Annotated in this window: 18 protein-coding genes and 1 tRNA gene; 8 read left to right on the top strand and 11 right to left on the bottom strand. The window is 67.7% G+C overall.

What is annotated here, in order from left to right:
* Positions 1 to 250 precede the first annotated feature (250 nt).
* The 10 genes from ACTWPV_RS47585 to dnaA form a co-directional block, all read right to left on the bottom strand.
* Positions 251 to 1,093, bottom strand: a complete 843-nt coding sequence (locus tag ACTWPV_RS47585) for a class I SAM-dependent methyltransferase (protein ID WP_443156894.1) — start codon at positions 1,091 to 1,093, stop codon at positions 251 to 253.
* A 179-nt stretch (positions 1,094 to 1,272) separates the two neighbouring features.
* Positions 1,273 to 1,346 (bottom strand) — tRNA-Ile (locus tag ACTWPV_RS47580).
* Positions 1,347 to 1,471: 125 nt separating this feature from the next.
* On the bottom strand, positions 1,472 to 2,146 hold the full coding sequence (locus ACTWPV_RS47575) for a DUF3566 domain-containing protein (RefSeq protein WP_347650651.1): 675 nt from the start codon (positions 2,144 to 2,146) through the stop codon (positions 1,472 to 1,474).
* Positions 2,147 to 2,148: 2 nt separating this feature from the next.
* Entirely contained in the window at positions 2,149 to 4,647 is a 2,499-nt protein-coding gene (gene gyrA / locus ACTWPV_RS47570) for a DNA gyrase subunit A (protein ID WP_443156893.1), read from the bottom strand.
* A gap of 84 nt (positions 4,648 to 4,731) precedes the next feature.
* Entirely contained in the window at positions 4,732 to 6,654 is a 1,923-nt protein-coding gene (gyrB, locus tag ACTWPV_RS47565) for a DNA topoisomerase (ATP-hydrolyzing) subunit B (protein WP_443156915.1), read from the bottom strand.
* Positions 6,655 to 7,013: 359 nt separating this feature from the next.
* Entirely contained in the window at positions 7,014 to 7,514 is a 501-nt protein-coding gene (locus ACTWPV_RS47560) for a DUF721 domain-containing protein (protein WP_347622925.1), read from the bottom strand.
* A complete protein-coding gene (gene recF, locus ACTWPV_RS47555; protein ID WP_443156892.1) occupies positions 7,504 to 8,748 on the bottom strand; it encodes a DNA replication/repair protein RecF in 1,245 nt (414 codons plus the stop codon). The genes ACTWPV_RS47560 and recF overlap by 11 nt, the downstream gene beginning before the upstream one ends.
* 73 nt (positions 8,749 to 8,821) lie before the next feature.
* A complete protein-coding gene (gene gnd, locus ACTWPV_RS47550; protein WP_347650655.1) occupies positions 8,822 to 9,766 on the bottom strand; it encodes a phosphogluconate dehydrogenase (NAD(+)-dependent, decarboxylating) in 945 nt (314 codons plus the stop codon).
* A 46-nt stretch (positions 9,767 to 9,812) separates the two neighbouring features.
* Positions 9,813 to 10,952, bottom strand: a complete 1,140-nt coding sequence (gene dnaN, locus ACTWPV_RS47545; RefSeq protein WP_347650656.1) for a DNA polymerase III subunit beta — start codon at positions 10,950 to 10,952, stop codon at positions 9,813 to 9,815.
* Between the two features lie 543 nt (positions 10,953 to 11,495).
* Positions 11,496 to 13,076: a chromosomal replication initiator protein DnaA gene (gene dnaA, locus ACTWPV_RS47540; protein ID WP_347650657.1), complete on the bottom strand. Its 1,581-nt coding sequence runs from the start codon at positions 13,074 to 13,076 to the stop codon at positions 11,496 to 11,498.
* A gap of 456 nt (positions 13,077 to 13,532) precedes the next feature.
* Here dnaA and rpmH point away from each other — a divergent pair, with 456 nt between their 5' ends.
* The 8 genes from rpmH to ACTWPV_RS47500 all read left to right on the top strand — a co-directional run bounded on the left by rpmH (position 13,533) and on the right by ACTWPV_RS47500 (position 19,089).
* Positions 13,533 to 13,670 carry a 50S ribosomal protein L34 gene (gene rpmH / locus ACTWPV_RS47535; RefSeq protein ID WP_043614899.1) on the top strand — a complete coding sequence of 46 codons (138 nt, stop codon included), beginning with the start codon at positions 13,533 to 13,535 and terminating at the stop codon, positions 13,668 to 13,670.
* A gap of 83 nt (positions 13,671 to 13,753) precedes the next feature.
* Positions 13,754 to 14,098, top strand: coding sequence for a ribonuclease P protein component (rnpA, locus tag ACTWPV_RS47530; protein WP_443156891.1), 345 nt, complete (start codon positions 13,754 to 13,756; stop codon positions 14,096 to 14,098).
* Positions 14,095 to 14,376, top strand: coding sequence for a membrane protein insertion efficiency factor YidD (gene yidD / locus ACTWPV_RS47525; RefSeq protein WP_132632270.1), 282 nt, complete (start codon positions 14,095 to 14,097; stop codon positions 14,374 to 14,376). The genes rnpA and yidD overlap by 4 nt, the downstream gene beginning before the upstream one ends.
* Positions 14,377 to 14,380: 4 nt before the next feature.
* On the top strand, positions 14,381 to 15,331 hold the full coding sequence (gene yidC / locus ACTWPV_RS47520; protein ID WP_347650659.1) for a membrane protein insertase YidC: 951 nt from the start codon (positions 14,381 to 14,383) through the stop codon (positions 15,329 to 15,331).
* A 20-nt stretch (positions 15,332 to 15,351) separates the two neighbouring features.
* The gene (locus tag ACTWPV_RS47515) at positions 15,352 to 15,840 is read left to right on the top strand and encodes a Jag family protein (protein ID WP_347650660.1); all 489 of its coding nucleotides are present in this window, start codon (positions 15,352 to 15,354) and stop codon (positions 15,838 to 15,840) included.
* A 284-nt stretch (positions 15,841 to 16,124) separates the two neighbouring features.
* Complete coding sequence (gene rsmG / locus ACTWPV_RS47510) at positions 16,125 to 16,796, top strand: 16S rRNA (guanine(527)-N(7))-methyltransferase RsmG (RefSeq protein ID WP_347650661.1); 672 nt, start codon at positions 16,125 to 16,127, stop codon at positions 16,794 to 16,796.
* Positions 16,797 to 16,933: 137 nt separating this feature from the next.
* Positions 16,934 to 17,869, top strand: coding sequence for a ParA family protein (locus ACTWPV_RS47505; RefSeq protein WP_347650662.1), 936 nt, complete (start codon positions 16,934 to 16,936; stop codon positions 17,867 to 17,869).
* A gap of 257 nt (positions 17,870 to 18,126) precedes the next feature.
* Entirely contained in the window at positions 18,127 to 19,089 is a 963-nt protein-coding gene (locus ACTWPV_RS47500) for a ParB/RepB/Spo0J family partition protein (protein WP_443156890.1), read from the top strand.
* A gap of 675 nt (positions 19,090 to 19,764) precedes the next feature.
* Here the strand turns inward: ACTWPV_RS47500 and ACTWPV_RS47495 are convergent.
* Positions 19,765 to 20,808 (bottom strand): threonine aldolase family protein, encoded by a 1,044-nt coding sequence (locus ACTWPV_RS47495; protein ID WP_347647507.1) that lies wholly within the window; start codon positions 20,806 to 20,808, stop codon positions 19,765 to 19,767.
* Positions 20,809 to 20,812: the final 4 nt, after the last annotated feature.

Raw genomic sequence — 20,812 nt, 5'->3', positions numbered from 1 at the left:
CAGGACCGTCCCACTTCGCGACGGTCCTCGCCATGACCCCGCCCTTCCCGAAGGGTGCCTCACTCTCGATTACAACCACTTCCACCGCGACCGCATTACAGCAAGCCGTACAAAAAGGACCATCACCGCTATCTGCGCGAGGTCCCTCCGAACCGAAAGGCGGAGCAGTAACCCCGCAGACAGCAAACAGCCTCTGCTCGGAGATCGAGAAGCGGCTGTTTGTCTGATCAGACCAGGTGGGGCTGGGCAGTCATCCAGTCCTCAGGGCAGCGCAGGCGAACAGGATGTGCGTGCCACCGTCCACGGCGCCGGGCTCCTGGCAGGCGGCGATCTCGTGCTCCAGGAAGCGTGCCCACCGGTCAGGATCGGATTCGAGCGCCGCGAGCGTGTCCGGGTCGCCTGGGGTGGCCCAGTTGCTGGCGGCGGCCGCAACGCTCTCTCCACCGGCGGCCCGGACGAGGGCGGCCAGGTCGCGGTGGCGGAACATCCGGCAGACATGGCCGTCCTGGTCCCCCTTGTGACGCAGGTCCCCGGTGCGCAGGATCAGGTCGTTGGCGTCCTCGCCGATGGCCTCGGCCATCTTGACCACGCCGGGCAGGAAGTGCCGCCACGACCCCAGCAAGGACATGACCGAGCCAACGACCAGACCACCCGGCCGGGTGATGCGCAGCAGGCCGCGCAGCGCGTCCTCGGCGTGCTCGAAGGCGTACGACAGCGGGCCACCGTACGCGAGCACCAGGTCGAACTCCCCGTCGGCGTACCGGCTGGTGTCGCAGACGTCCACGATCTCCCGGCGCTCCACCGAGGCGTCGGCCGCGCCGCCTCGCAGGCGTTCCTCGTTGAGCTCCAGCTGCACGGGGGAGCGGTCCGTGACCACGATGCTCGCCCCCAACGCGGCCAGTTCGGCGGTGAACCGCCCCGGGCCCGCGCCCACCTCCAGGACCCGATGGCCCGGCCAGACGAATCGGGCGAGAAAGCGGCGGTGCACCTCTAGGCTGACGCGGCTCGCCACGTCACCGGTGAGACGGTGCCACTCGGCGTCCCCGAACGCGTCGAAGTATCGGCGCACCTGTCGCCGCGACTCGATCGTCATGGCGACATGATGACAAGAAGCATGATCGCCGGTCGATGGAATTTCCGGGGGTCAGCTCCAAAGCCCAGAGAGGACGCTTCGCCGTCGGAGCTGATCGCTGGGAACCGTAATCACGCAGTAAGACATTCAGAAGATCAAAAAGGCCATTTCCGATCTCCGGAAACGGCCTCTGAGCTGGGTGGGGCTACCAGGACTTGAACCTGGGACCTCTTCCTTATCAGGGAAGCGCTCTAACCGTCTGAGCTATAGCCCCGTGCACACCGAACGTTATCGCATCCGGCGATCGGAGGCGAACCGGTTGTTCGGTCGAGAAGAGCTTACCGTGTCCGGCGTGCTGCTCGCGCCGTGCCGGCGAAGGGCACGGCGCGAGCCCACGGGCTATTCGGCCTCGCTGAAGGTCACCTCGACGCCCCCGACCAGGTCGGAGGCGACGTTGTAGATGACCGCCCCCAGCGTGGCCAGCGCCGTGATGAGCACGACGTTGACCGCTCCGATCAGGGCGGTGTAGCCGAGGATGCGTACGGGCTCGAACCAGGACGCGATGTCGATCGGGATCGAGTTCTGGCCCTGCTCGCCCTGGCCGAGCTGGTTGACCAGGTCGACGATCGAGTCGAACACCCCCAGGGCCGACAGCACGCCGTAGAGCACGGCCACCGCAACGAACAGCACCACGAAGCAGACCAGGGACACCACGAAGCTGAACTTCATGGCCGACCACGGTTCGACGCGCCGCAGGACCAGATGGGCCTTGCGGGGGAGCCGCGCCCCCGCGCCGCTCGACTTCTTCTTGGGCAGCTCGACCGCGGGCGGCGGAGCCTCCGTGGCCAGCGACGGGCGGATGCGGACGGTGTCGTTGCCCTCCGGCTGCTGCGGCGCCTGCGGCTGCGGAGGTGGCGGTGCGGGCTTGGAGTCGTCTTTGGCCGGGAAGGGCCTGCCCTGCGCGGGCGAGGTGTCCCGGCTTTCGTCGAAGGTCTCTTTCTCTGCGGGCCGCTTCGGTTGCTGTCCGTTACCCGAAGCCGCCTTTGTTCTGGCGGAGCCACCTTGGGCGCTCATGACTATTCTCCTCCCCCGACTTCCTCACTCTCCATCGGAGTCTCCATGGACTCCGCGTTCCGGGCGAGGGCCACCACGCTGTCGCCTTCAGCGAGATTCATCAATCGCACTCCCATGGTCTGACGGCCGGACTGTTTGATCTCACCGGCACTCGTCCGGATCACCCCGCCGGCTGACGTGATCGCGAAGACCTCGTCCTCTGGATTGACCATGACGGCTCCGACCAGCTTGCCACGGGAGGATACGATTTTCGCAGTAAGCACGCCTCTACCGCCACGTCCTTGAACTGGATATTGCTCCACTGGCGTCCGTTTTGCGTACCCAGCCTTCGTGGCGATAAGCACGTGTTGACCGTCGGCGATGCGATTCATGGCAAGAAGTTCGTCACCTTCGAGGAACCTCATCCCGATGACCCCACTGGTCGCCCGGCCCATGGGCCGCAGCGCGTCGTCGGAAGCGGTGAACCGGATCGACTGCGCCCCCTTGGAGACGAGCAGCAGATCGTCTTCCTCGGAGACCAGGCGTGCCCCGATGACCTCGTCGTCGTCGCGCAGGTTGATCGCGATCAGACCGCCGGACCTGGGGGAGTCGTACTCGGCCAGGCGCGTCTTCTTGACCAGCCCGCTGCGGGTGGCGAGGACCAGGTAGGGGGCGACGTTGTAGTCACGCAGGTCGAGGACCTCCATGACGGTCTCGTCGGGCTGCATGGCCAGGAGGTTGGCCAGGTGCATGCCGCGGGCGTCGCGGCCGGCGTCGGGAAGTTCGTACGCCTTGACCCGGTAGACCCGGCCCTTGTTCGTGAAGAACAGCAGCCAGTGGTGCGTCGTGGTGACGAAGAAGTGGTCGACGATGTCGTCCTGGCGCAGCTGCGCGCCGCGTACACCCTTGCCTCCGCGCTTCTGGGCGCGGTAGAGGTCGGTACGGGTGCGCTTGGCGTAGCCGCCCCGGGTGATCGTGACGACGATCTCCTCTTCGGCGATCAGGTCTTCGATCGACATGTCGCCGTCGTAGGCGATGATCTCGGTCTTGCGGTCGTCGCCGTACCGGCCGACCAGCTCGGCCAGCTCGTCGTTGACGATCTCGCGCTGGCGGGCTTCGCTGGCGAGGATCGCGTTGTACTCGGCGATCTGCGTCATCAGGGAGTCGTACTCGTCCTGGATCGACTGCCGTTCCAGGGCGGCCAGCTTGCGCAGCTGCATGTCGAGGATGGCCTGCGCCTGGATCTCGTCGATCGCCAGCAGCCCCATGAGGCCCTGCTGGGCGGCCGAGGCGGACTCGGAAGCCCGGATGAGGGCGATGACCTCGTCGAGCCGGTTGAGCGCCGCCAGCAGGCCGCGCAGGATGTGGGCGCGCTCTTCGGCCTTGCGCAGGAGGTAGCGGGTCCTGCGGACGATGACCTCGATCTGGTGGGCCACGTAGTGCCGGATGAACTGGTCGAGCCTGAGCGTGCGCGGCACGCCGTCGACCAGGGCCAGCATGTTGGCGCCGAAGGTGTCCTGGAGCTGGGTGTGCTTGTAGAGGTTGTTGAGCACGACCTTGGCGACCGCGTCGCGCTTGAGCACGATCACCAGGCGCTGCCCGACCCGCGAGGAGCTCTCGTCGCGTACGTCGGCGATGCCGGTCAGCTTGCCCTCGCGCACCAGCTCAGCGATCTTCAGCGCCAGGTTGTCAGGGTTGACCTGGTAGGGCAGCTCGGTGACGACGAGCGCCTGCCGCCCCTTGTCCTCCTCGACCTCGACCACGGCCCGCATGGTGATCGAGCCGCGCCCGGTGCGGTAGGCGTCTTCGATGCCGCGCCGGCCCACGATCAGCGCGCTGGTGGGGAAGTCGGGCCCCTTGACCAGCCTGATCGAGGCTTCGAGCAGCTCTTCGTCGCTCGCCTCAGGATTTTCCAGCGCCCACTTGACCGCCGAGGCGACCTCGCGCAGGTTGTGCGGCGGGATGTTGGTGGCCATGCCGACGGCGATGCCGCCCGAGCCGTTGACCAGCAGCTGCGGGAAACGCGCCGGCAGGACGTCGGGCTCCTGTGACTTTCCGTCGTAGTTGGGCCGGAAGTCGACGGTCTCCTTGTCGATGTCGCGCAGCATCTCCATGGCGATGGGCGCGAGCTTGCACTCGGTGTAACGCATCGCCGCCGCCGGGTCGTTGCCCGGCGAGCCGAAGTTGCCCTGCCCGTCGACCAGCGGGTAGCGCAGCGACCACGGCTGCGCCAGGCGCACCAGCGCGTCGTAGATCGAGGTGTCGCCGTGGGGGTGGTAGGTGCCCATCACGTCGCCGACGACGCGGGCGCACTTGAAGTAACCGCGGTCGGGACGGTAGCCACCGTCGTACATCGCGTAGAGCACCCGGCGGTGCACCGGTTTGAGCCCGTCGCGCACGTCCGGCAGCGCCCTGGACACGATGACGGACATCGCATAGTCCATGTAACTGCGCTGCATCTCGGACTGGATGTCCACAGGCTCGATGCGGTCAGCCGGGGGAGTGGTGTTCACGTCCGTCACAGGTTGAGGTCCTTCTTCATGGAACGGCGAGCCATGTCCTGCGGCTCACCGCGAATAGCCGAATCTGCACCCACGGCCGGTCGCTCAGACGTCGAGGAAACGGACATCGCGAGCGTTGCGGATGATGAAGTCGCGCCTGGCCTCGACGTCCTCGCCCATGAGCACGCTGAACAGGTCGTCGGCCTGGGCCGCGTCGTCGAGCGTGACCAGGCGCAGGAGCCGGGTCTCCGGGTTCATCGTGGTCTCCCAGAGCTGGGCCGCGTTCATCTCGCCCAGGCCCTTGAAGCGTTGTACGTTGTCGCGCGGCCGGGGGTCGGGCTTGCCGTTGGCGATGCCTTCGGCGATGACCGCGTCGCGCTCGGGGTCGGAGTAGGCGTAGGAGGCGTCCTCGCCCTTGCGGTCCCATTTGATCTTGTAGAGGGGCGGGCAGGACAGGTAGACGTGCCCCGCCTCGATCAGCGGCCTCATGAACCTGAACAGCAGCGTCAGCAGCAGCGTGTTGATGTGCTGGCCGTCGACGTCGGCGTCGGCCATCAGGATGACCTTGTGGTAGCGCAGCTTGGTGATGTCGAACTCGTCGTGGACGCCGGTGCCGAGCGCGGTGATCAGCGCCTGGACCTCGTTGTTCTTCAGGACCTTGTCGATCCGCGCCTTCTCGACGTTGAGGATCTTGCCGCGGATGGGCAGGATCGCCTGGAAACGCGAGTCGCGGCCGCCCTTGGCGGAGCCGCCGGCCGAGTCGCCCTCGACGATGAACAACTCGCACCGCTCCGGGTCGTTCCACTGGCAGTCGGCCAGCTTGCCCGGCAGGCCGCTGCCCGACTCGAGCAGTGACTTGCGCCTGGTGAGGTCGCGGGCCTGGCGGGCCGCGAGGCGGGCGCGGGAGGCCTGCAGCGACTTGTTGATGATGTCCTTGGCCTCGCCGGGGTTGCGTTCGAGCCAGTCGCGCAGGTGGTCGTTGCACGCCTTCTGGACGAACGACTTGGCCTCGGTGTTGCCGAGCTTGGTCTTGGTCTGGCCCTCGAACTGCGGGTCGGAGAGCTTGACGGAGATGATCGCGGTCAGGCCCTCGCGGACGTCTTCACCGGAGAGGTTGTCGTCTTTGCCCTCTTTGAGGAACTTCTGCTCGCGGGCGTAACGGTTGACGATCGACGTCAGCGCCGCTCGGAAGCCCTCCTCGTGGGTGCCGCCCTCGGCCGTGTTGATCGTGTTGGCGAAGGTGTAGACCGACTCGGAGTAGGAGTTGTTCCACTGCATGGCGATCTCGACCGCGATGCCGTCGCCCTCCTCCTCGAAGGAGATGATCGACGCGTGCGCCGGCTCCTTCTTGGTGTTGAGGTGCTTGACGAAGTCGGCCAGGCCGCCCTCGTAGAGGTAGGTGACCTTGCGCGGCTCGCCGTTGATGTACTCGGGGCGCTCGTCGGTCAGGGTGATCGTCAGGCCCTTGTTGAGGAAGGCCATCTCCTGGAAGCGCCGCGAGAGCGTCTCGTAGTTCCACGTCGTGGTCTCGAAGACGTCGGCGTCGGGCCAGAACGTGATCGTGGTGCCGGTCTCGTCGGTCGCCTCGCCCTTGGCCAGCGGCGCCGTGGGCTTGGACATGTCGAAGCGCACGCGCCAGTAGTGGCCGTTCTGCTTGACCTCGACGTCCATCGCGGTGGACAGCGCGTTGACGACGGCCGAGCCGACGCCGTGCAGGCCGCCCGAGACGGCGTAGGCCTGGCTGTCGAACTTGCCGCCCGCGTGCAGCGTGGTGAGCACGACCTCGACCGCCGAGCGCTTCTCCACAGGATGAATGCCGGTGGGGATGCCGCGACCGTCGTCGACCACGCGCACACCGTTGTCGGCGAGCAGTGTGATGTCGATCCTGCTGGCGAACCCGGCAAGGGCCTCGTCCACCGCGTTGTCCACGATCTCGTAGACCAGGTGGTGCAGACCTCGCTCCCCGGTGGAGCCGATATACATACCCGGGCGCTTGCGAACCGCCTCAAGCCCTTCGAGTACGGTGATTGAGCTAGCGTCGTAGGACAACTGCGAAATCCTCCTGCCGCGGACACGCGGCGGGGGTCGCCATGAATGTCACAAGCTGCCCCTGCCGTGCCCGTCACCGTCGTGAGTGCCCCGATGCGCGGTCACCCAGGGGAGTCGGCTTGCTGCCGGGGTGACACGCAAGCGGACGTGTCCGGAATCCTTTTTCATTCTACCGCCTCCGGAGCCTCAAGGTGGCAATGAACGCGCCTGTGATGCCCGCTAGCTCGTTTGGCCCCCCAGGCCGCATCCCCCCTCCGGATAGGGGGGCTTATCGCGTCTGTGGCTTTCTGATCGCCCTTGGCCCCTATCCACAACGTCCGGGCACACGTCGCGCGCGGCTACCCATAAGTGTCGCCGGGACCCCGACTTCCGGTCACCCGCAATCCACCTGACGGGCGCGGTGCGTTCTGCGGCCCCCTGACCTTGACCTTCGTCACCGTGCCGTCGCCGAGCTCCTCGTTGAGCCTGCGTACGAGGGTGCGCGCGAGCAGCCGTACCTGCGTGGCCCAGGCCGTCGAGTCGGCCGCGATCAGCACCTCACCGTCGTCGAACGACTCGGGTCTGGTGTGGGCGGCCAGGTCGGGGCCCACGATGTCGGCCCAGCGCCCGAACACCGCGCCGACGGCCGCCGGGCGTTCCCAGCCGCGGTCGGCGAGCAGGTCGGCGATGGCACGACCGAAAAGCTGGGGGTCACCGCCCTCACGGCGCGGCCCCGCCGCCCTACGCCTGGGCTCGCGCCGGGGGAGCTGGCCGCGTTTGGCCGCGTCGGCCTTGGCCTGGGCGAGCTTCTCCCTGGCCATCGCGGCGCCCCTGGCGGTGGCGTTCTCGTCAGCGGACACGGGTCACTCCCCCCTCAGCGACGTCGTATCTGCCTCCTGACAGCTCCTTGGGCACGTCGTCGGGCACGGCTGCCGTGATGAGCACCTGCTCGGCCGGCGCGACGATCTCGGCGAGGCGGCGCCTGCGCTGGGTGTCGAGCTCGGCGAACACGTCGTCGAGGATCAGCACGGGATCGCCGCCGTCGGCACGCAGCAGGTCGTAGGCGGCCAGCCGCAGCGCCAGCGCGAACGACCAGGACTCCCCGTGGCTGGCGTAGCCACGGGCGGGCAGGTCGCCGAGGCCGAGGATCAGGTCGTCGCGGTGGGGGCCGACGAGTGTGACTCCTCGTTCCAGCTCGGACTGGCGCACCTCGAGCAGGCGCTCGCGGATGCGCTCCTCAAGGGTTTTCCCCAGGTCTGTGGATAACGTCTGTGCAGCGGAAGATCCCCGCTCACCGGCGTCTTCGAGCAGTCCGCCGCCCTCACCGTCATCCCCACCTGTGGACAACGTGCTGCGATAGGCCAGCGTCGCCGGCGCGCTGGCGGGGGCGAGCGCGGCGTAGGCCCCCGCGACCAGCGGGCGCAGCGCCTCGATGAGCTCGAGCCGGGCCCGCAACAGCTCGGCGCCATGCCTGGCGAGGTGGGCGTCCCACACCTCCAGTGTGCTCAGCACGTCGCCCGCGCCGGCCGCGGCGAACCCGGTGTCGCTCTCCGCCCTCCTGGCGCTCCTGCTGCCTCTGCGGGCCTGCGCGGCCGTACGGAGCAGGGCTCCGCGCTGCTTGAGCACCCGGTCGTAGTCGGCGCGCACACCGGCGAACCTGGGAGCTCTGGCCACCAGCAGCTCGTCGAGGAACCGGCGGCGCTCCGACGGGTCGCCCTTGGACAGCGACAGGTCCTCGGGGGCGAACAACACGGTGCGCAGCAGGCCCACGACGTCGCGCGCCCTCGGCACGGGCGAGCGGTTGAGCCTGGCACGGTTGGCACGGCCCGGGTTGATCTCCAGCTCGATGAGCGCCCGCCGGTCGTCGCGCTGCACGGCGCAGCGTATGACCGCCCGCGTGGCGCCCTGCCGGACGAGGGGCGCGTCGCCGGCCACCCGGTGGCTGGAGTGCGTCGCGACGTAGCCGAGGGCCTCGACCAGGTTGGTCTTGCCCTGGCCGTTGGGCCCGACGAACGCCGTGACGCCCGGCTCCAGGCCGAGCTCCACGGACGCGTAGGACCGGAAGTCGGTCAGCGAGAGGTGGGCGACATGCACCCCACGAAGGTTAGTGGGCCACGCGCGCCCCCGGGGTCACCGGCTCGCGAAAGGCGGGCGGGGGCCGTGACGGCTAGCGTTCGCTCTCGCGGGGCGGCGTGACGTCGGCGCCCGGCGCGTCGGCGCCCTTGTCCGTGCTGCCCTCCGCCGCGGTGGTCGCGTGCCCGCCGAACTGGTTGCGCAGCGCCGCGACGACCTTCATCGCGGGGGAGTCGTCCTGGCGCGAGGCGAACCTGGCGTAGAGCGCGGCGGTGATGACCGGCAGCGGGACGGCGTGGTCGACGGCCGCCTGCACCGTCCACCGGCCTTCGCCGGAGTCTTGCGCGTAGCCGCGGAGCTGGTCGAGATGCTCGTCGTCGTCGAGCGCGCGCACCATCAGGTCGAGCAGCCAGGAGCGGATCACAGTGCCGGTGCGCCAGCTGCTGAAGGAGCCCTTGACGTCTTTGACGACGTCGGAGGCCTCGAGCAGCTCCCAGCCCTCCGCGAACGCCTGCATCATGCCGTATTCGATGCCGTTGTGGACCATCTTCGCGAAGTGCCCGGCGCCGACGTCGCCGGCGTGCACGAAGCCGTCCTCGCCCTCGGGCTTGAGCGTGTCGAAGATCGGCATCAGCCGCTCGACGTTGGCGGAGTCGCCGCCGCACATGAGCGCGTAGCCGTTCTCCAGGCCCCAGACACCGCCGCTCACGCCGCAGTCGACGAACCCGATGCCCTTCTCCGCCAGCTCGCCGGCGTGCTTCTGGTCGTCGCCGTAGTGGGAGTTTCCGCCGTCGACGACGATGTCGCCCTCGTCCAGCAGCTCGCCGAGATCGTCGATCGTGGACTGGGTGGGCTTGCCCGCGGGCACCATCACCCAGACGGCGCGGGGCGCTCGCAGGCGCTCGGCCAGCTCTTTCAGGCTGCCCACGTCGCTGATCGCCGGGTCACGGTCGTAGCCGACGACCTCATGGCCGCCGCGGCGCAGCCGCTCGGCCATGTTGCCGCCCATCTTGCCCAGTCCGACCATGCCGATCTGCATGTTGTTCTACCCCCTAGTCAGGCTTCCATCATCCCCGAAGGCCGGGTCAGCCTGACAGGCGGATGGGCATGATCAGGTAGCGATAGTCCGCCGCGGCCGCGTCGTCCACAGGCTTGCCACCGGTGAGGATAGCGGGCTTCGTCGAGGTGGTCATCTGCAGCCGGGCCACGTCGGAGTCGATGGCGCCCAGCCCTTCCAGCAGGAACTGGTGGTTGAAGGCGATGTTCATCTCCTCGCCCTCGTAGTCGACGGGCAGCGCCTCGACGGCCTGCGCCTCGTCGCCGCTGCCCGCCTCCAGCACGACCTCGCCGCTCCTGAACGCCAGCCGTACGGGGGTGTTGCGCTCGGCGACCAGGGCCACGCGCTTGACCGCCTCGACGAACGGGCCTGTGGACAGCTCGGCGCGGGCGGAGAACTCGGTGGGCAGGAGCGAACGGTATTTGGGGAACTCGGGGTCGAGCAGCCGGGTCGTGGTGCGCCGCCCGGCGCTGGAGAAGCCGATCATGCCTTCGCCGGTGCCTCCGGCGGAGCTGAGCGCGACCTCCACCTCGGCACCGGTTGCGCCGAGCGCCTTGGCGGTGTCGGCGAGCGTCTTGCCGGGGATCATCGCGATGGCGGAGAAGTCGGGCTGCCCCGGCTGCCACTTCAGCTCGCGTACGGCCAGCCGGTAGCGGTCGGTCGCGGCGAGGGTCACCGTGTCGCCCTCGATCTCCATGCGCACGCCTGTGAGCATCGGCAGCGTGTCGTCCCGGCCCGCGGCGACGGCGACCTGGCCGACGGCCGAGGCGAACACGTCGCTGCCGACGCGGCCCGCGGCCGGCGGCATGGCGGGGAGCGACGGGTAGTCCTCCACAGGCATGGTCAACAGGGTGAATCGCGCGCTGCCGCACGTGACGACCGCCTTGGCGCCGTCCACCACGAAATCCACAGGCTGTGCGGGAAGCGACCGGGTGATCTCGGCGAGCAGCTTGCCCGAGACGAGCACGACCCCCGGCTCGCCGGTGTGGACCTCGAGCGTCACCTCGGCGGAGACCTCGTAGTCGAATCCGGAGAGCTTGAGCTGCTGCTCGTCGGTGACCTCGAGGCGCATGCCGGCGAGCACGGGCACCGACGGCCGCGCCGGGAGACTGCGTGCCGTCCATGCCACCGCCTCAGCGAGGACGTCTCGCTCGATTCGGAACATCACGGTGATCAGCCTCCTGGGTTCGTCGTTGCTTCAAGGATCTCAAGGATCCACCCTCCCGGACTCGCGCTCCGGGAGAACCCCTCTATGGGTCTTTGAGTTTCTTAGTAAGAGAGATAGGAGGTCATCACACTAGGGGCTGTGGATCCTGTGGACAACCAGCGTCTTGGCAGGTCAACGGCCATATTTTCATCCACTGCCGCTGTGGGTGACGCCTGGGGAGAACTTCCGTGCCTGGGGACAGAGATTCTTCGCCCACAGGCCGTCCCCAGATCTTGGTGCCTTCATCCACGGCCGGACCGGGGTTATCCACGAGGTTTCCACAGGTTATCCACGGGGTATTAAGGGCCCTTCTGGAGCCCCAGATCCGTTGTTCACAGTCTGTCCACACACTGTCCACTGGTAGTCCCCAGGTTCTCCCCAGGATGTCCCCACCGTTGTCCCCAACCATTGTGGACGGATTTTTCCCAGCATTGTTGGGCGAACGGCGAGTGAATTTTTGCGTTTCCGCTGGTCCACAGTGTTTTCCACAGGCTGTGTATGAACTCAAGATCCACGGGGTGTCTGCTTGATCCGCATTGTCAACTCGTTGACCTGGTTGTACATCGACCTTCGCTCCGCGATGAGCGAGCGGATCTTGCGCTCGGCGTGCATCACGGTGGTGTGGTCGCGCCCCCCGAACTGCTGGCCGATCTTCGGCAGCGACAGCTCGGTCAGCTCGCGGGCGAGATACATGGCGATCTGCCTGGCGTTGACGAGCGCCCGGCTGCGGGAGGTGCCGCACAGGTCGTCGATGCTGATGCCGAAGTACTGGGCGGTCTCGCTCATGATCGCCGCGATGGTGATCTCGGTGTCGGACTCCGAGGTGATGAGGTCCTTCAGCACCACCTCGGCGAGCTGCAGGTCGACGCCCTGCCGGTTGAGGCTGGCGAACGCGGTGACCCTGATCAGGGCGCCTTCCAGCTCGCGGATGTTGGTGGAGATGCGGCTCGCGATGTATTCGAGCACCTCGGGCGGCGCGGCCAGCCCTTCCTGGATGGCCTTCTTCCTGAGGATGGCGATCCGCGTCTCCAGCTCGGGCGGCTGCACGTCGGTGATCAGGCCCCACTCGAACCGGTTGCGCAGCCGGTCCTCCAGCGTGATCAGCTGCTTCGGCGCCCGGTCGCTGGAGATGACGATCTGCTTGTTGGCGTTGTGGAGCGTGTTGAAGGTGTGGAAGAACTCCTCCTGCGTCTGCTCCTTGCCCTCCAGGAACTGGATGTCGTCCACAAGCAGGATGTCGATCGCGCGGTAGCGGCCGCGGAACCCGTCGGCCTTGTGGTCGCGGATGCTGTTGATGAAGTCGTTGGTGAACTCCTCCGAGCTCACGTACCTGACCCGCGCTCCGTCGTACAAGCTCTGGGCGTAGTGCCCGATCGCGTGCAGCAGATGCGTCTTCCCCAGCCCCGAATCGCCGTAGATGAAGAGAGGGTTGTACGCCTTCGCGGGGGATTCGGCCACCGCCACGGCCGCCGCGTGGGCGAACCGGTTGCTGGCGCCGATGACGAATGTCTCGAATGTGTATTTCTGGTTGAGACGGGCTGGTTCGCTGGGCTTGTTGCTCTTGGCCTCCCAGCGGTTCGGCGCCGGCTCGGGGCTCTTTTCCACAGGCGGTGTGTACGGCTGCGCCTGTTCAAAAGAGAAGCTCTGCTGTGGATATTCGGTGGATATCTGGGGCGGCTCGGGCTGTGGAGAATAGAACTGTGGAGGCTCGGAAGCCTGGTTGTGCTGCGGTTGCGCAGGCTGTGCATAACGCGGCTGACTCTCCACATCCTGGGGATAACTGTGAGTCACAGGCTGTTGATGAACGTCCCCGGGCGGCTGCTCAGGCGCCGTCGTGTCGATCATCACCGCCAGCCGCATCGTCCGGCCGAGCTCCTGCGACAGCGCGTGCGCGACGAGCGGGCGCAGCTTGCCCTCGATGAGGTCCTTGAGGAAGTCGTTGGGGACGCCGAGCACGATCGTGTCGTTGGCCAGGGCGATCGGACGCACCATCGACAGCCATGTGCGCTGCTGCACCGGCACGTTCTCATTGAGGAAGTTGGCCAAGGCCCTCGCCCATACCGTGCCGAGGTCGACAGCGTTCATGATGCGGCTCCCCCTCCTCCCTCTCGCGGCCCCCCGCGATCGTTATCCACATGGCGGGGCCGCCTCCGGCTCTCGGCGACCCCTTCGTCCACAGCGTGGCTGCCGGGCTTCTCGTCCCGGCCTCCACAGGCCCTCCACAGGAGATCCACAGGTTGTGCACAGCCTTGGAGCAGGCCCAGAAGGGCCGACAGTATCTATGTGCACAGCTGCGTTCAAGGCGTTGTCCACAGCGTAGTGGCACCTGGGTGCACATACTGTGGACGCTGGCGCGGCAGTGGAAAAGTCGCCTGTGGATTAGTGGACAACCGGTCTGGTTTGACCTGGGCCGCGCTTCCCCCGTAACGTACGACGGTCGGCTTGTCACGCGACGGCTATTTCGCGTGCCCTCGCTTTCCTGACAGGCCATCCTGTGTGTTAAGCGCCGTCGTGGCGCATCATCAAGCCTGGAGCCCACCCGTGAGCAAGCGTACTTTCCAGCCGAACAACCGTCGCCGCGCGAAGACCCACGGCTTCCGGCTGCGGATGCGCACCCGGGCCGGTCGCGCCATCCTCGCCGCTCGCCGCCGTAAGGGCCGCGAGAAGCTGTCGGCCTGATCGACCCGCGCCTGATAGTCGGCCCGCCGGTGCATCTCGCCGGCGGGCGTTAGGCGTATACGGTGCTGTCCCGTCAATCCCGCATGCGACGCGGGGACGAGTTCGAGGCGGCGGTACGGCGCGGCAAGCGCGCCGGCCGACCGACTCTAGTGGTGCATTTCACCATTTCCGGGGAGAACGAACCCCTGGTGGGTTTCGTGGTGAGCAAGGCCGTCGGTGACGCCGTGACGCGCAACAAGGTCAAGCGACGGCTCCGACACCTGATGCGGGACCGTCTTGACCGGCTGCCGCGAGGTAGCCTTCTGGTGGTACGCGCCAATCCACCGGCCGCGTCCGCGCGATTCGAGCAGCTGGCCGCCGAGCTCGACTCCGCACTGGAACGTTTGCTCAGGCGGCACGAGTCCTCGACGGGTGGACAGCAGAGATGACAGAGCAGCCGCAAGTGGTGGCGCCGAGCCCCGCCGCTCGGGCGCTCATCCTCCCCATCCGGTTCTACCGGGCCTTCATCGGCCCGATGCTCGGTCCGCGCTGCCGGTTCTATCCGTCGTGCAGCGCGTACGGACTCGAGGCGATCGCCGTGCACGGAGCATTGCGCGGCACGTGGCTGACTGTCCGGCGCATCGGGCGGTGCCACCCATTCCATCCCGGAGGTATTGACCCGGTGCCCCCACGCCCGGTCCGGTCCCACGAAACGCAAGGGAGATAGCTCGGTGGAGCTGTCCTGGCTGAGCTGGCTGTACCAAGCCGTAGCCCAAGTCATCATCTGGATCCATACTGCATTCAGCACGGTCCTCGACCCGGACAGCGGGCTGACCTGGGCGTTGACGATCATCACGCTGACCGTGTTCATGCGGATCCTGATCTTCCCGCTCTTCCTGAAGCAGATGCGATCTTCGCGGAAGATGCAGGAACTCGCCCCCAAGGTGCAGGAGCTGCGCAAGCGTTACAAGAACGACAAGCAGCGGATGAACCAGGAGGTCATGGCGCTCTACCAGGGCGCCGGAGCCAACCCCCTCGGCGGCTGCCTGCCGGTTGTCGCGCAGTTCCCCATCTTCATCTCCATGTTCACCGTGCTCCAGAAGATGGCCAACGGCGAGCCCGACTACGGCATGACGCAGGAGCTGGTCGACAGCGCGAGAAGCGCCCACATCTTCGGCGCCCCGCTGCCCGCCCACTTCTGGATGTCGGCCGAGCAGCTCGCGACGTTCCAGGCCGGCGCGGTGCAGACGAAGATCGTGCTGGGCATCTTCGTGGCGATCAGCTCGCTCACCACGTTCCTCACCGTGCGGCAGAGCGTCACCCGGTCCATGGCCCAGATGCCGGACAACCCCATGGCGCAGCAGCAGAAGATCCTGATGTACATCTCGCCGCTGTTCGCCATCTTCAGCCTCAACTTCCCCCTCGGCCTGATCCTCTACTGGGTCACCACCAACGTGTGGACGCTCGGCCAGCAGCACTGGTTCTACAGCCGGCACCCGATGCCGCAGTACGACGCCAAGGGCAACGTGATCCCCGTGCCGCCGAAGCAGGGTCTGATCGCGAAGATTCGCAAGACACCCCCTGAGGAGCAGGCGCCGCCGCCCCCGCCGGAGCCTAAGATCATCAGGCAACAGCCGAGCCGCCAGTCCCGCAGCAAGCGCACCGGCAGCAAGAAGTCGTGAACACGAAGGAGAGGCCGGCCATGACCGAGGCCGAGCAGGAAAAGGCTCCTGATCTCAGCGCGCTGGAGCAGGAAGGCGAGATCGCTGCCGACTACGTCGAGGGCCTTCTCGACATCGCCGACATCGACGGCGACATCGACATGGACGTCGAGGGCGACCGCGCCCTGGTATCCGTGGTCGGGCTCAAGGGCACGGAGCTGGTGGGGCCCGGGGGAGAGGTCCTCGAAGCGCTGCAGGAGCTGACCCGCCTGGCCGTGCACCGGCAGACCGGCGAGCGTTCCAGGTTGATGCTCGACGTGGCCGGCTACCGCGAGCGCCGCAGGGCGGAGCTGACCAAGCTCGGCACCGAGGTCGCCAACCAGGTCAGGGAGCGCGGCGAGCCGAAGTCCCTGCACCCGATGACGCCGTTCGAGCGCAAGATCGTCCACGACGCCGTGGCGACCGCCGGGCTCCGCAGCGAGTCGGAGGGCGAGGAGCCTCAGCGGTACGTCGTGGTCCTGCCTGCTTGACACGTCCCAACCGGCCGCCTGCCCACCGCCTGAACGCGGGGCAGGCGGCCGTTCGCATGTTCAGCCATCGTGACCGGCCGCCACGCGGGCACCCACGTCGACGCGCTCGGCCGCGCGGGTCCCGCGGCTCGCGCGGCCCGGCGTCAGCCGCGAGACAGCCCGCTAGTCTTCCCCTGTGATCGCACATCTAGCCTTGGGTGGGGGACGAACTCCTGACGTCCTCGCTGTCCCGAGGGCGATCGGCGTCCGGCTTCGACCAAGCACCAAGAAAGGGCCACCGACCAGTGAGCGATGAGCTTCCGGAGCCGCCGGAGATAGCGCGTGACGTCTTCACCGGGGAGGCTTGGGGGCGTGCTAACACGTACGCCGAGCTGCTGGCGGGTCCTGGAGTCGTCCGCGGGCTGCTGGGCCCGCGGGAGGTGCCGCGGATCTGGGATCGCCACCTGCTCAACTGCGCGGTCGTGGCGGAGGTCGTGCCGCCTGATGTGCGCCTGGTGGACATCGGCTCCGGCGCCGGGCTGCCGGGGCTCGTGCTGGCGATCGTCCGTCCGGACATCACGGTCACACTCCTGGAGCCGCTGCTTCGGCGTACCGTGTTCCTGCAGGAGTGCGTCGACACGCTCAAGCTCGGTAACGTCGAGGTGCTGCGCGGGCGGGCGGAGGAGCTGGCGGGCAAGCGCGAGTACGACATCGCCAGCGCTCGCGCGGTGGCCCCGCTCGAACGCCTCCTCCGATGGGCCATGCCGCTGCTGTGCGAAGGCGGCGAGCTGATCGCCATGAAGGGGGAGCGTGCCGCGGGCGAGCTCGCCGAGGCGGAGGCCGAATTGCGCGCCACCGGGGCCCGAACGGCTGAGCTCGTGACCGTCGGGCGCGGTAAGGTCGAGCCGCCTGCAACATTGGTTCGGGTGGTAGCGGGTCGCGCGCCGGAGCGAGCCGGGCGGCGACGAAGGAGGTGACGGTTGTGCCAGTCGCGTCAAGCGGTCTTGGCTGGCCGGACAGCCGTCCGTCCGAGAGTCCAACCGGAGTTGGCTGGCCCGAATTGGGCGTGTCGCGACAGCCAATTCCCGGCACCGGCACACCACTCGTTGAAAGGATGGCCATCGTGACCCAGACCCCCCTGAACCCCGGCGAATCGCCGTTGGTACGAGAGGCGCTCAGCTCAGTGGTTTCACGTGAAACATCCGCAACCCCCACGGCCGTCCAGTCCGGCGAGAGCCCCAATGGCGGCGACGGCAGCTGGCCTCGCCCGGCCAAGACGAGGGTGATCGCGGTGGCCAACCAGAAGGGCGGCGTGGGCAAGACCACCACCTCGGTCAACATCGCCGCCGCCCTGTCGATGCACGGCCAGCGAGTCCTCGTGGTCGATCTCGACCCTCAGGGCAACGCTTCCACCGCGCTGGCCACGGAGCACCGCGGCGACGTGCCTGATGTCTATCAGGTGCTTGTGGACGACCTGCCTATGGCCGACATCGTCAAGCAAGTGCCCGACATGCCCAACCTCTATTGCGCTCCGGCGACCATCGACCTGGCGGGTGCGGAGATCGAGCTGGTCTCCCTGGTGGCGAGGGAAGCCCGCCTCCGCCGCGCGCTGGCGGCCTACGACGCGATCGACCTCGACTACATCGTCATCGACTGCCCGCCCTCCCTGGGGCTCCTGACCGTGAACGCCCTGGTGGCCGCCGACGAGGTCATGATCCCCATCCAGTGCGAATACTACGCGCTGGAAGGCCTCGGCCAGCTCCTGCGAAACGTTGACCTGATCAAGGCGCACCTCAACCCGACTCTCAACCTGTCGACGATCGTTCTCACGATGTACGACGGCCGCACCCGGCTGGCCTCGCAGGTGGCGGACGAGGTGCGGGCCCACTTCGGCGAAACGGTGCTCAACACGGTCATCCCGCGCAGCGTCCGCCTGTCGGAGGCGCCCAGCTACGGCCAGTCGGTCATGACGTACGACCCGGGGTCCAGCGGTGCGATGGCCTACAGTGACGCCGCCCGGGAGATCGCTCACCGCGCCACGGTCGCCTGACTTCACGCCCTGCCCCAGGGCGTGGTCGCCGCGCCTCGACCGTCGTCCGAGCGCGCCACGCCCGTTCACGTCACCTGATGCCGGCTGGGGCGGGGGAGAAGCGTGAGATCGTGGGGGCGGTCATGAGTTGGGCAGATTTGTGATCGTCTCGGGGTAAATCCAACGGGACGGTGTGTGGCGAGCGGACACTCCGTCCGGCGCGCAACGGTAACCTCTCCAGGAGTGACCGGAATGGACCGGCTGGATGAGGAGACGCAGTGAGTCAGCAGCGGCGGGGATTGGGCAAGGGGCTCGGGGCGCTCATCCCGACCGGTCCCATCGTTGACGGCACGGGGGCGGTTCCGGCCCCGGCCAACGGGTCAACGGCGGAGACGGGCCCAAAGCCGGTCGCCGGGGCGTACTTCAAGGAGATCGCCTTGGAGGCGATCGTCCCCAACCCGCGCCAGCCCCGTGAGGTCTTCGACGGCGAACGCCTTGAGGAGCTTGCGAAGTCCATCCGCGAGGTGGGGCTCCTGCAGCCGATCGTGGTGCGGTCCGTCGGCGGCGGACAGTACGAGCTGATCATGGGGGAGCGGCGCTGGCGGGCGTGCAAGCAGGTCGGTCTCGACCCGGTCCCCGCGATTGTCCGCAACACGCAGGACACCGACCTCCTGCGGGACGCCCTCATCGAAAACCTTCAGCGTGAGCAGCTGAACCCGCTGGAAGAGGCCGCGGCATACCAGCAACTTCTTGACGACTTCCAGGCAACGCACGACCAGCTGGCACAGAAGGTCGGCCGCTCGCGTTCTCACATCACCAACACCCTCCGCCTGCTGAACCTCCCGCCCGAGATCCAGCCCAAGGTTGCCGCCGGTGTCATCAGTGCCGGCCATGCCCGAGCTCTGCTGGGGCTGAGCTCCGTAGAGGAGCAGATCCAGCTCGCGCAGCGGATCGTGGCGGAGCTCCTTTCGGTGCGGGCGGTCGAAGAGATCGTCGCCATGGGGAGCGCCCAGGCCGCCCAGAAGGCCCCCCGTGAACGCCAGGCCGCCAAGCCCACCGCCCCCGAGCTCACGCATCTCGCCGACCGCCTCTCCGACCATTTCGAGACCAAGGTCAAAGTCGATCTGGGACGCCGCAAGGGCCGCATCGTCGTGGAGTTCGCGACGATCGATGACCTTGAGCGCATCATCGACACCATGGTGCCTGAGGCCGTACGGGCAATGCGGGACGCGCAGGAGTGACCGACGGCTGTTTCACGTGAAACCACGCCGAGAGTAAGGCGCTGTTTCACGTGAAACACTCGTCCTCGCTTCACACGCCAGGGAGAGCGGGCAGGTCGTCGTCGCAACCCTCGACGGGAGATGGAAGCGCCGAGAGCGATGAACCGTCGCGGAGTCAAACGTGCGCAGCTCACGTACGTCCAGCCACCGCGATAATCCTCGACGCGGGGACGCGGGGACGCGGGGACGCGGGGACGCGGGGACGCGGGGACGCGGGGACGCGGGGACGCGGGGACGCGGGGACGCGGGGACGCGGGGACGCGGGGACGCGGGGACGCGGGGACGCGGGGACGCGGGGACGCGGGGACGCGGGGGAAGGGCGTTGGTCTTAACGGTTCGGTGCGTGCGGCGGTTGGCAGTCGTCGTGCCTGCCGCGTGGGAGCGACGTTCGCGGCACTCGACGACTGCGCAGAGGCGGATTTAACTGAGTGACCGAAGTACACCCCCCACGACGATGCGCCAGCGCGAGAGGCGGTGCTTGAGAGCCCGCTGCGAAGAAGGATCCCCCGGACGGACCTCGTGGAAGCGAGGAGCTAGACGCGTGCTGCGGTGTTTCACGTGAAACAACGGTCTCGATGGATGTGCCAGGAACTCTGGCGGGCATCCTCCCGTATTTCACGTGAAACACGCGGGGAGTCACATGGCGGCCTTGCGGATGTCGTCGAGGAAGTCGTCGACGTGGCCAGGAGTCGTGTCGAAGGCGGTCATCCAGCGGACGACGCCGGTGGCCTCGTCCCAGTAGTGGAACCGGTAGCGCTGCAGGAGTGTCGTGGCCACCGTCGGCGGCAAGGCAGCGAAGACGGCGTTGGACTGCACGGGATAAGCCAGCGACACGCCGGCGATGCCCTCCAGGCCGTCCGCCAGTCGCGTCGCCATCCGGTTGGCGTGATCAGCGTTCTGCCGCCACAGGTCATCCGTCAGGAGCGCCGACAGCTGGGCCGATATGAAGCGCATCTTCGAGGCGAGCTGGAGCGACTGGCGGCGCAGGAAAGGCACGGCCTGGGTCAGCCCGGAGTCGAGCACCACCACGGCTTCGGCGGCCAGCGCACCGTTCTTGGTGCCGCCGAAGCTGAAGACGTCCACTCCCACGTCGGTGGTGATGGCTTTCAGATCGCAGTCCAGGAAGGCGGCGGCGTTGGCGAGCCGTGCGCCGTCCACGTGAAGGCGGAGTCCGGCCTCGTGTGCCGTCTCCGCGAGGGCGGCGATCTCTTCGGCGGAGTAGGTGGTGCCGAGTTCCGTGCACTGGGAGATGGAGACGACGGCGGGCTGGGATTCGTGGTGGTTGCCGACACCGCCCAGGCGAGCCTTGATGTCGTCGGGTTGGAGCTTGCCCTGCGCGGTGGGGATCGTCATCAACTTCACGCCGAGCAGCCGCTCAGCTGCCCCTGCTTCGTGGGTGGCGATGTGGGCGCTGTCGGCGCAGAGAACGGCGTCGTAGCGGCCGAGCATCAGGGCGAGGCCGACCATGTTGGCGCCCGCTCCGTTGAGCACCGCGAAGCCTTCCGCGCCCGGTCCGAACACCTCCTTGATCCCCTCTTCGAAGGCCGCGGTCCAGCGGTCGCCGCCGTAGGCGGGCGCGTCTCCGTCGTTCGCGGCGGCCATGGCCGCCAGGATGTCCGGGTGCACGCCCGCGTGGTTGTCGCTGGCGAAGCTCTTGGGGTACGTCGAATCGATCAGCACACCG

This window comes from Nonomuraea sp. KM88 (assembly GCF_052245635.1).
GTDB lineage: Bacteria > Actinomycetota > Actinomycetes > Streptosporangiales > Streptosporangiaceae > Nonomuraea.
This window is presented reverse-complemented; position numbering and strand designations above follow the sequence as displayed.

What these genes read in the sequence shown, in the direction of transcription:
- dnaA (WP_347650657.1), bottom strand. Translation starts at nt 13,076, where the DNA reads ATGAACGCTGTCGACCTCGGCACGGTATGGGCGAGGGCCTTGGCCAAC.
- gnd (WP_347650655.1), bottom strand. Translation starts at nt 9,766, where the DNA reads ATGCAGATCGGCATGGTCGGACTGGGCAAGATGGGCGGCAACATGGCC.
- ACTWPV_RS47585 (WP_443156894.1), bottom strand. Translation starts at nt 1,093, where the DNA reads ATGACGATCGAGTCGCGGCGACAGGTGCGCCGATACTTCGACGCGTTC.
- ACTWPV_RS47515 (WP_347650660.1), top strand. Translation starts at nt 15,352, where the DNA reads ATGACCGAGGCCGAGCAGGAAAAGGCTCCTGATCTCAGCGCGCTGGAG.
- ACTWPV_RS47575 (WP_347650651.1), bottom strand. Translation starts at nt 2,146, where the DNA reads ATGAGCGCCCAAGGTGGCTCCGCCAGAACAAAGGCGGCTTCGGGTAAC.
- yidD (WP_132632270.1), top strand. Translation starts at nt 14,095, where the DNA reads ATGACAGAGCAGCCGCAAGTGGTGGCGCCGAGCCCCGCCGCTCGGGCG.
- rnpA (WP_443156891.1), top strand. Translation starts at nt 13,754, where the DNA reads ATGCGACGCGGGGACGAGTTCGAGGCGGCGGTACGGCGCGGCAAGCGC.
- ACTWPV_RS47505 (WP_347650662.1), top strand. Translation starts at nt 16,934, where the DNA reads ATGGCCATCGTGACCCAGACCCCCCTGAACCCCGGCGAATCGCCGTTG.